Below are 9,821 nucleotides of genomic sequence, written 5' to 3' on the forward strand. Positions count from 1 at the left end.
ATTTTTTGGCATTGATAAAAGTATTATGAAAATTATGCGCTATTTCCATTCTGCTGCGATGAAAGGGGAAGAATCGCGCCAGGTTTTATATCTGGTAGGTCCGGTTGGCGCCGGCAAATCATCTATTATGGAATCATTAAAACAGGCTTTGGAGATGAGTCCGCCGGTCTATGTTCTCAAAGACTGCCCAATGCGGGAAGAGCCGCTTCACCTTATTCCCAAGCATCTGAGGCCGCAATTTGAAGAAATGCTGGGGATAAAAATTGAAGGAGATTTGTGTCCTATCTGCCGGTATCGGCTCAAAAATGAATATCAGGGTGAGTTTGAGAGATTTCCGGTCACAACCTCAGAGTTTTCCATTAGATCCCGCAAAGGCATCGGCGTTGTGCCGCCCGTTGACCCCAACAATCAGGATACATCTGTGCTATCAGGGTCTGTGGATATATCTAAACTTGACCTTTATCCTGAAGATGACCCGCGGGTATTGTCTCTCAACGGTGCTTTTAACGTGGGTAACCGGGGTGTAGTCGAGTTTATCGAAGTGTTCAAAAATGATGTGGAATATCTCCATACCATGATCACTGCGACTCAGGAAAAATCAATTCCCTCACCCGGTAAGGGGGCAATGATTTATTTTGACGGTATTATTTTGGCTCATTCCAATGAAGCAGAATGGAATAAGTTTAAATCAGATCATACCAATGAAGCGATTCTTGACCGGATAGTTAAGGTAGAGGTACCGTACTGCATGGAACTGGATGAAGAAGTTAAGATATATCGCAAGGTGTTGAAAAGTAGTAGTTTTAACGCCCATATTGCTCCTCACACGATCGAGGTAGCCTCTATGTTTGCTATTCTTACGCGGCTAACACCTTCTGCTAAGGTCGATTCGTTCACTAAACTAAAAATTTATAATGGTGAAGAGATTGTTGAAAAAGGATCAACCAAGAAGATTGATATATTTGAACTGCGTGATGAGGCGCCGCGCGAAGGGATGTCCGGCATTTCGACCCGCTTTATCATGAAAGCCCTTGATACCACCCTGTCCGAGTCGGAGTTTAACTGCATAAATCCGATTGCTGTTATTGAAACAATGGTCAAAGCAACGAAGGAATTGGCAATTGGTGATGATGAAAAGAAAAGATATCTTGCTTTTCTCCAGGATACTGTTAAAAAAGAATATAATAAAATATTGGAAAAAGAGGTAACAAAAGCCTTTATTCATGGGTATAGAGAACAAGCAGAGAGTTTATTCAATAATTATCTTGACCATGCTGAAGCCTATGTTAATTCGACAAAATTAAAAGATAAAAGTACAGGGGAAGAGCTTGAGCCTGACATCAAATTCTTACAGTCTATCGAAGAGCAGATTGGGATTACCGGTACAGCTGCTCAGGGATTTAGGCAGGATGTTACCTCCTATATGTTTACTGTGATGCGGGGTGGAGGAAAAATCGAATATGGCAGTTACGAGCCACTAAAAGAAGCTATTGAAAAGAAGCTGACAGCTTCAGTGAAAGAACTCTCTCGCATTATTACCCAATCACGGGTAAGAGATAAAGAACAGGACAGCAAGTTTAATACCATGGTCGAGGCCATGCAAGACAATGGCTATTGCCCGCACTGCTGCAATGTAATATTAAAATATGCCGCTAACAATCTCTGGAAGGACTAGCGCGGGAGTGGAGGTGATCTATGGCAATTTTTAAGGAGGGACGTACCGGTCAGTCAGATCGCTCGCAATATGATCGCAAGCGCCATCGGGAACTGGTGGAGGATGCGATTAAGCGAAACATGGGAGAGATCATTGCTGATGAAAGCATAATTGGCCAAAGTAAGAATAAAAAAATCAAGATACCTATCCGTGGGATCAAAGAATACCAATTTATCTATGGCAAAAATAACGGCGGTACAGCAAGTGGCACAGGCAAGGAACAGCGTGGCCAGGTTATTGGACGCAATAATCAGCAGGAAAAAGGAATGGGACCTGCCGGCAGTGAGCAGGCTGAGGATATCTATGAGATAGAGATCACCATGGATGAAATCATCAACTACATGTTTGAAGACATTAAATTGCCGGATTTAGAGCGGAAAAAGTATGCCTTGCAAGAGTCGGAATACAAGTTTAAAAAAGCGGGTTATCAGCGTAAAGGTATCCCGCCGCGATTGGCCAAAAAGCGTACTATGGTAGAAAAGCTCAAGCGGCAGCAAGGACTAATCAGGGAAAAGGTATATCCGGAGGCTGATTTTCATGACGGTCCCCAGGAACGGGAGCGGGTTCCTTTCCGTGAGGATGATTTGCGATACTTTCGGGTCAAAGAGGATATTCGCCGGCACTCAAATGCAGTTGTTTTTTGCATAATGGATGTGTCTGGTTCGATGGACCAGAGTAAAAAATACCTGGCCCGCAGCTTTTATTTTCTGCTATACCAGTTTCTTCGTTGGAAGTATGAGCATGTAGAAGTCGTGTTTATTGCTCATACCACAGAAGCCAAGGAAGTCGATGAGCGTGAGTTTTTTCATCACGGAGAATCAGGTGGTACTATGATTTCGAGCGGTTATGCAAAAGCGCTTGAAATCATCGAACAGCGCTACAGTCCCACCGTATGGAACATCTACTGCTTTCATTGCACAGATGGTGATAACTGGACAGAAGATAACCCTAGAACCATTGAAAGAGCCAAGGAGCTAGTTAATGTCAGTAATTTATTCGGGTATGTTGAGATACTTGCCAATTATGGCTATGGTGTAACTGTTCGCCGGGAGTTGGAACAGAAAGTTAAAGATGAAAATTTTATTATTGTCTCCATGGGCTGCAAAGACGATATTTGGCCGACTTTTAAGCAGGTGCTTGAAAAGGAAAAAGAAACCGGGTCAGAGATCGGGGGTGAGATTTAATGCCGGCAGAATATACGCTAAGTGAATTGCTGGAATGGAATGATCAGATCGAGAAACTAATCAAAGAAAAAGGCCTTGATTGTTATGAACAGCAGTTTGAGATTTGCAGCTATGAAGATATGCTGTGCTATGAATCCTATGTCGGCATGCCCTCTCATTACCCCCATTGGAGTTTTGGTAAAACATATGAACGGCAAAAAACCTTTTACAGCTATAACCTGACTGGCTTGCCTTATGAGATGGTTATCAATGCTGATCCTTGTCTTGCCTATTTAATGCGGGATAACACCCTGCTGCTGCAAATATTAACAATTGCTCACGTCTACGGTCATAATGACTTTTTTAAAAACAATCGTTTATTTAAGCAGAACACCCGGGCTGAATTAACTGTTGAGATGTTTAAGAGCCATGCCGGCAGGGTACGGGACTATATTGCCGACCCTAGTATTGGACCGAAAAAGGTGGAGCGTATTCTGGATGCTGCTCATGCGCTCCGGTTTCAGGTTAGAAGAACCGGTGAGGGAAAACTACCAAGCAGGAGTGAACTGGCACAAGAGACACCCAATGAGATCCCTGAACGGCTTAAGTGTGATCTGCTGAGTTATTTAAGCGAGCGCGGTAATCTAGCTTATTGGGAAAAGGATTTAATCAGTATAGTGAGAGAGGAAACCTTCTACTTCCTGCCCCAGATGGAGACAAAAATTATGAATGAGGGGTGGGCCAGTTACTGGCACTATATGCTGCTTAATCAGCTGAAACTGGAGCAGGGACTGCATTTTGAATTTTTACAGCGTCATAATATGGTTATCAGGCCCCACGAAGGCAGTATCAACCCATATTTTATTGGTTTTAAAATTTTTGAGTATCTGGATAAAACCATCGGACGGGAAAAAATATTTGAGATACGCGCTCAGGAGAGGGATCAATCATTTTTAAGACGGTATTTGAACAGGCAGTTGTGTGAGGAAATGTTTCTGTTTAATTATAATGTGCGCGGTGTTGATATTGTCGTGTCTGAGGTGGCAGACGAAGAGGGCTGGAAAACCATTAGAGATGAATTAGCAAATTCGGTCGGTTTGGGGATGGTTCCGGAAATAAATCCTCAAGGTATTGAAAATGGGGTATTGGTACTTGAGCATGTCTATGATGGGCGGGAACTAGAGATGAATTATGCCAAAGAGACAATTAAATATATCTCCGAGTTATGGGGCGGTAAGGTGGATTTAAAGACAAAGCTTAATAATCGGGATAAAGTTGTCCGGTGTACCGAAGATAAAATAGTATCTGTGTGGGACGTGTAACTCACTAAAAAGAACTACCCTCTGATTAAGGCAAAGGCCTTGACCAGAGGGTAGTTTATTCTCAATATTCCCGGGCAACTTCTTCACCGGTAAGTACGCGGTATGCTCCTTCAGCGAGGGCCTGCAATTCGTTTTCACCAGGCAATACGGTAACAGGAGCAATAAAACTGATGTATTGTTTAAGTCTGTCTGTTAGCAGCTCTGAGTAAGCGATACCGCCTGTAAGAATAATATGATCAACCTTGCCACAGACAGGTACGGCCGCAGCGGCAATGCTTTTGGCGATTGTATAGATCATCGCCTGATAGATAAGTTCAGCCTGTTTATCACCGGTTATAGCGCGGCGCTCAACCTCACGTACATCATTAGTGCCCAGATGGGCTACCAGACCGCCTTTTCCGGCTAATAACCTGGAGGTAGCCGTGTAGTCCAGCTTTTCAGCAATAATTTTCTCCGCAAGCTGGCCGGCAGGCAGCGTTCCGGCTCGTTCCGGTGAGAAAGGGCCGTCTCCATCTAACGCGTTATTTACATCGAGAACTTCACCAAAAGTATGACAACCAACAGAAATACCGCCACCGAGATGAGCTACAATCAGATTGAGGCTGTTATATGGTCTGTTAATGCTTTTGGCAAACCGTTTGGCGGCGGCTTTTTGGTTAAGAGCGTGAAAAATACTTTTGCGGGATATCTCAGGTCGACCGGTAACACGGGCTATCGGCGCCAGTTCATCGACAACTACGGGGTCGACAATATAGCCTAAGCAGCGGCCTTGCTTGGCAATATGATCAGCTAGAATGGCACCAAGATTGCTGGCGTGGGCACCATACCGGTTATTGTTTAAATCTGCCAGCATACTGTCATTAATTTGATATGTACCGCTTACCATGGGTTTTAGCAAGCCACCGCGGCCAACGACCGCGGCAAGGTCATAAGGGTTAACATTTTGGAAGGCTAAAAATTCATGTATGCTTTCCAGGCGGAATTTAATCTGATCCGTAATGGTGGCAAATTGAGCAATGTCTGTAGCGCTATGGGTAATATTCTGAGTAACTACCTCGCTGGTGTCCTGGTATAAACCAATTTTAGTTGATGTTGATCCAGGGTTAATTGTTAAAATTTGATACGCCATGATAACCTCCCAATAGCATCCAATGTGATATATCCTTATTGTAGTATTATTCGCTCAATTTGTTAAGTGAAATAAAATAAAAGCACCTGGTTTAAACCAGGCGCATAAGTCCCAGGATGATTAAGATTGCTCCGGGAACATAGGGAAAACGTTTTTTTAAGTCATCGGAGACTAAGCGGGATGCCGCGCTAATTCCCACAGCAATTAGAAACACCTGGATGAAAGCCATAACTGCCGGGGTATAGAGCGGGAGCGGTTTAATCAGCGCGGCCGCAAATGTGGCAATCATGTTATCAATACCTAATGCTAAACCCAGTAAGATAGCCTCGGAGGGACTAATGGAATGGGATCGGTCAATATCGGCTGTCTCCGGATCGGCCATTATACTGATAACAATACGGCCTATACGGAATTTTAGATGGGTGTCATTTGCTACGACATCTTGGCGTCTCTTGTGTTTGGTAAGGTACTCCTGAAAGATGTTCCAGGCCCCAATTGCTATTAAAAGCAGCGATCCGCCGGCAACTGCCAGTGAAGTATTAATAAATGAACCTAAGTAATAGGCAAGAGCGATAGCAGCACTGGTACAAAGAGCTGTGATAATACCGATGACTGCAAGGGAATTTGCGGGCATCTTAATTGATTTTATCCCATAAGCCATACCGGCGGCAAAGGCGTCAATGCTGACAGCAAAACCTAATAATACTACATAGAACATAATTTCTGCCTCCTAACAGCAACCTAACCCAAACGTAGTAACCCAAGAATAATTAATAATGTCCCGGGGAGATAAGGAAACCGCTTTTTTAATTTTTCCGAAATAAGTCTGCGGGAAGAGTGATAGCCGCCTGAGATACAGATCATATGTATTATCCCGATTGCGAGTGGCGTGTAGAGTGGCAGCGGTCCCATAAGCGCAGCCGCAAAGGTACCTACCATCGCGTCAGCTCCCACTGCCAGCCCCAGAAAGACAGCTTCCAATGAGCTGATGACACCGAGTCTGTCAACATCGGCAGTTTCGGGTTTAGCCATAATACTGACAATTAAGCGTCCTAAGGAAAAGGTTAGTTTGCGGGCTGTAACCTCACCTTCTATTTCATAGGATGCAACACCCTTAGTTAAATACTGCTGAAACAGACTACAAAGGCCAAGGAGAATTAGTAATGTAGCCCCGATTAAAATAGCAAAGTCTGTATGAATAAACTGACCGACCATATAGGCCATTACCATTGCTACTGCAGTGCACATACTGGCTACAACCCCGACAATGCATAAAGATGAAAAGGGTAGGCGAATATCTTTTAAACCGTAAGCGATTCCGGCCACAAAACCGTCAATACTGACAGCCAAGCCGAGCAGCAATACATAAAAGATGGTCATGAACAATATGCCTCCTGTTATGAGATAAACTGTTTTGTCTTTTCACGTTTAGTATATGGCCGGAGGTGAAAATGCGTTACAGGGCAGGAAGTCAGATACTTTTTCTAAGTAAAATTCATTTTTGCAGGATTTTTTTGCATATGTGGGGAAAATATAGTAAGATGTCGAGTATTGAGGTGGTTTTGTGGAAGATGGTTTAGATTTAGGGTTAGGCAAAGTGTTGCCAATCAAAATTGAAGACGAAATGAAAAATTCATATATCGATTATGCGATGAGTGTAATTGTTATGAGGGCATTGCCTGATGTTCGCGATGGTCTCAAGCCTGTTCACAGGCGGATACTTTACGCTATGCACGAAGCTGGAATGGCTGCCAATAAGCCGCACAAAAAATCGGCGCGTATTGTCGGCGAAGTTTTGGGTAAATATCACCCCCACGGTGATTCTTCGGTATATGATGCCATTGTTAGAATGGCGCAAAATTTCTCTACCCGCTATATGCAGGTAGATGGACATGGTAACTTTGGTTCTGTTGACGGCGACTCGGCGGCAGCTATGCGTTATACCGAGGTGCGTATGTCGCGAATTGCTGAAGAAATGCTAGCCGATATTGAAAAAGACACAGTTGACTTTGTACCTAACTATGATGAGTCTTTAAAAGAGCCGTCAGTACTGCCGGCCAAAGTGCCTAATTTATTAATTAATGGATCATCAGGTATAGCCGTTGGAATGGCTACTAACATTCCCCCTCACAACCTGGGGGAAGTGGTCGATGGCGTGATTATGATGATTGATAATCCTGAAGTGACTATCAATGAAATAATGATGGCAATTAAAGGGCCTGATTTCCCGACCGGAGCCTTAATTCTTGGCCGTGAAGGGATTCGGCAGGCTTATACTACTGGGCGGGGCAGTGTCAAAATCCGGGCACAGGCCAGAATAGAAAACATGTCCAGCGGTAAGCAGCGTATTTTAGTTACCGAGTTGCCTTATCAGGTCAACAAGGCCAGGATGATCGAAAATATTGCCGGACTTGTCCGGGATAAGACTATTGATGGTATTACCGATCTCAGGGATGAGAGTGACCGGAAGGGCATGCGCGTTGTCATTGAACTGAGACGCGACGCCAATGCTGATGTTGTTTTAAATCAGCTTTATAAACATACACAAATGCAGGATACCTTTGGGGTAAATATGCTGGCGCTTGTTAACGGGCGTCCTAAGGTTCTTAACCTGATGGAGGTTCTGCAGCATTACATTGAGCATCAAAAAGTTGTTATTGTACGCCGGACGAAATTTGAACTGGATAAAGCACGGGCCCGGGCTCACATTTTAGAAGGCTTAAAAATTGCACTTGATCACTTAGATGCTGTTATTAGAACGATCAGACAGTCCCAAACCCCTGAAATTGCTAAAAATGCTTTGATAGATAAGTTTACCCTCAGCGAAAAGCAGTCTCAGGCTATCCTGGATATGCGTCTCCAACGCCTGACTGGGCTTGAACGCGAAAAAATTGAGAATGAATATAAGGATATCATGGAGACCATCGAATGGCTGGAAGGTGTGCTGGCAGACGAGGGTAAAGTAATGGGTATCATTAAAGAAGAGCTCCTGGATGTCAAAAAACGGTTTGCTGACGAGCGGCGTACTGTTATTACCAGCGATGTATCTAAGATGAACATGGAAGACCTTATCGCTGAAGAAGATATTGTTATTACCTTAACACACCAAGGGTATATTAAACGCCTGCCTGTTGATACCTATCGCAGTCAGCGACGGGGCGGCAAAGGTGTAACCGGGATGGGAACCAAAGAAGAAGACTTTGTTGAACATCTCTTTGTTGCAACAACTCATCACAACCTCTTGTTCTTTACCAGCAGGGGCAGGATGTACCGGCTTAAAGGGTACGAGCTGCCGGAGGCCGGGCGTACGGCCAAAGGGACTGCCATCGTTAACCTGCTCCAGGTGGAAAAGGACGAAAAAATCACAGCGGTTATCCCGCTTAAAGAGTTTAGTGCCAAGCGGCATCTATTTATGGCTACACAAAAAGGGATTGTCAAAAAATCCGAACTACTGGAATTTGACACTGCCCGTAAAGGCGGCCTGATTGCCATCTCCCTGGATGAAGATGATGATTTGATTGGTGTTAAGCTGACTAACGGTGAGCAGGATATCATTATGGGTACCAGGGATGGTAAGGCCATTGTTTTCCATGAATCTGATGTGCGGGTAATGGGCCGGACAGCACATGGTGTCCGCGGGGTTAATCTAGAAGCGGACGACCAGGTAATCGGCATGGAGGTTGTGCGAAAAGACGGTGAAGTGTTGACCGTTACCTCTGAAGGGTATGGTAAACGAACCCCGGTTAACGAATACCGGATAACTGGCCGCGGCGGTAAAGGTGTTATCAATATCAAACCGAACTCCGCTGAAAAAATTGGCTATGTTGTTGGTATCAAGATAGTTAAACCAGGACAAGAGCTTATGTTGATAACCAGTGACGGTATCATTATCCGGATGGAGATTGATACAATATCGGTGACTAGCCGAAGTACGCAGGGCGTAAAGGTTATGCGTACCGATAAAGACGATCAGGTTGTTGCCTTAGCGGTTGTTGAGAAAAAAGCAAATAATGATTAGTATAGACAAAAGATCCCGCAGTAGCGGGATCTTTTGTTTTTTTCCAGATTCGACTTGGCCAAATGGCTTGGTACAATTGTGTATTATTTACGATAAATCCATGAGAACTCTATTGACATAAACAAACCAGACATGATAAGATAATCAAGTCGGTTCAGTACAAGGTAATAATATCCAAGTATGAATACTGATAGCAAGAAAAGCCAAGAATAAAGATGTTGACGCGGTGTAATAAACGTGATAACATATAAAAGCTGTCAAGTTCGGCAATAATGCGAATGTGACAAACCGTTCCCTGAAAACTGAACAATGTAAAGTAATGCATCATAAAAAAGCCAGATGTGCGATGTGCTGCTTGCAGCACAAGCAACAAACAAGATTTGATTTACAATGAGCCGATAAACGGCTTCAATAATAAATTTATTGGAGAGTTTGATCCTGGCTCAGGACGAACGCTGGCGGCGTGCCTAACACA

7 protein-coding genes are annotated in these 9,821 nt (G+C 44.0%); 4 read left to right on the plus strand and 3 right to left on the minus strand.

The features are described from left to right. The 3 genes from VN379_RS06290 to VN379_RS06300 form a co-directional block, all read left to right on the plus strand. A partial coding sequence (locus VN379_RS06290) for a serine protein kinase (RefSeq protein ID WP_325531934.1) occupies positions 1-1,675 on the plus strand: 1,675 nt, incomplete at its 5' end. 20 nt (positions 1,676-1,695) lie between these two features. Further along, on the plus strand, positions 1,696-2,898 hold the full coding sequence (locus VN379_RS06295; RefSeq protein ID WP_325531935.1) for a YeaH/YhbH family protein: 1,203 nt from the start codon (positions 1,696-1,698) through the stop codon (positions 2,896-2,898). Next, the gene (locus tag VN379_RS06300; protein WP_325531937.1) at positions 2,898-4,199 is read left to right on the plus strand and encodes a SpoVR family protein; all 1,302 of its coding nucleotides are present in this window, start codon (positions 2,898-2,900) and stop codon (positions 4,197-4,199) included. The genes VN379_RS06295 and VN379_RS06300 overlap by 1 nt, the downstream gene beginning before the upstream one ends. 61 nt (positions 4,200-4,260) lie before the next feature. Here the strand turns inward: VN379_RS06300 and buk are convergent, their stop codons facing one another. The 3 genes from buk to VN379_RS06315 form a co-directional block, all read right to left on the minus strand. Beyond that, the gene (gene buk / locus VN379_RS06305; RefSeq protein ID WP_325531939.1) at positions 4,261-5,328 is read right to left on the minus strand and encodes a butyrate kinase; all 1,068 of its coding nucleotides are present in this window, start codon (positions 5,326-5,328) and stop codon (positions 4,261-4,263) included. Positions 5,329-5,419: 91 nt separating this feature from the next. Beyond that, positions 5,420-6,046 (minus strand): sporulation membrane protein YtaF, encoded by a 627-nt coding sequence (gene ytaF, locus VN379_RS06310; RefSeq protein ID WP_325531941.1) that lies wholly within the window; start codon positions 6,044-6,046, stop codon positions 5,420-5,422. A gap of 23 nt (positions 6,047-6,069) precedes the next feature. Next, the gene (locus VN379_RS06315; protein WP_325531944.1) at positions 6,070-6,708 is read right to left on the minus strand and encodes a manganese efflux pump; all 639 of its coding nucleotides are present in this window, start codon (positions 6,706-6,708) and stop codon (positions 6,070-6,072) included. Positions 6,709-6,892: 184 nt separating this feature from the next. Here VN379_RS06315 and gyrA point away from each other — a divergent pair, with 184 nt between their 5' ends. Beyond that, positions 6,893-9,346, plus strand: coding sequence for a DNA gyrase subunit A (gene gyrA / locus VN379_RS06320; protein WP_325531946.1), 2,454 nt, complete (start codon positions 6,893-6,895; stop codon positions 9,344-9,346). Positions 9,347-9,821 lie beyond the last annotated feature (475 nt).

Origin of the sequence: Sporomusa sp., assembly GCF_035561255.1 — a bacterium.
In the GTDB taxonomy this organism is placed as follows: Bacteria; Bacillota; Negativicutes; order Sporomusales; family Sporomusaceae; genus Sporomusa.

Coding starts and splice junctions, on each gene's coding strand:
- VN379_RS06295 (WP_325531935.1), top strand. CDS start 1,696: ATGGCAATTTTTAAGGAGGGACGTACCGGTCAGTCAGATCGCTCGCAA.
- VN379_RS06300 (WP_325531937.1), top strand. CDS start 2,898: ATGCCGGCAGAATATACGCTAAGTGAATTGCTGGAATGGAATGATCAG.
- buk (WP_325531939.1), bottom strand. CDS start 5,328: ATGGCGTATCAAATTTTAACAATTAACCCTGGATCAACATCAACTAAA.
- ytaF (WP_325531941.1), bottom strand. CDS start 6,046: ATGTTCTATGTAGTATTATTAGGTTTTGCTGTCAGCATTGACGCCTTT.
- VN379_RS06315 (WP_325531944.1), bottom strand. CDS start 6,708: ATGACCATCTTTTATGTATTGCTGCTCGGCTTGGCTGTCAGTATTGAC.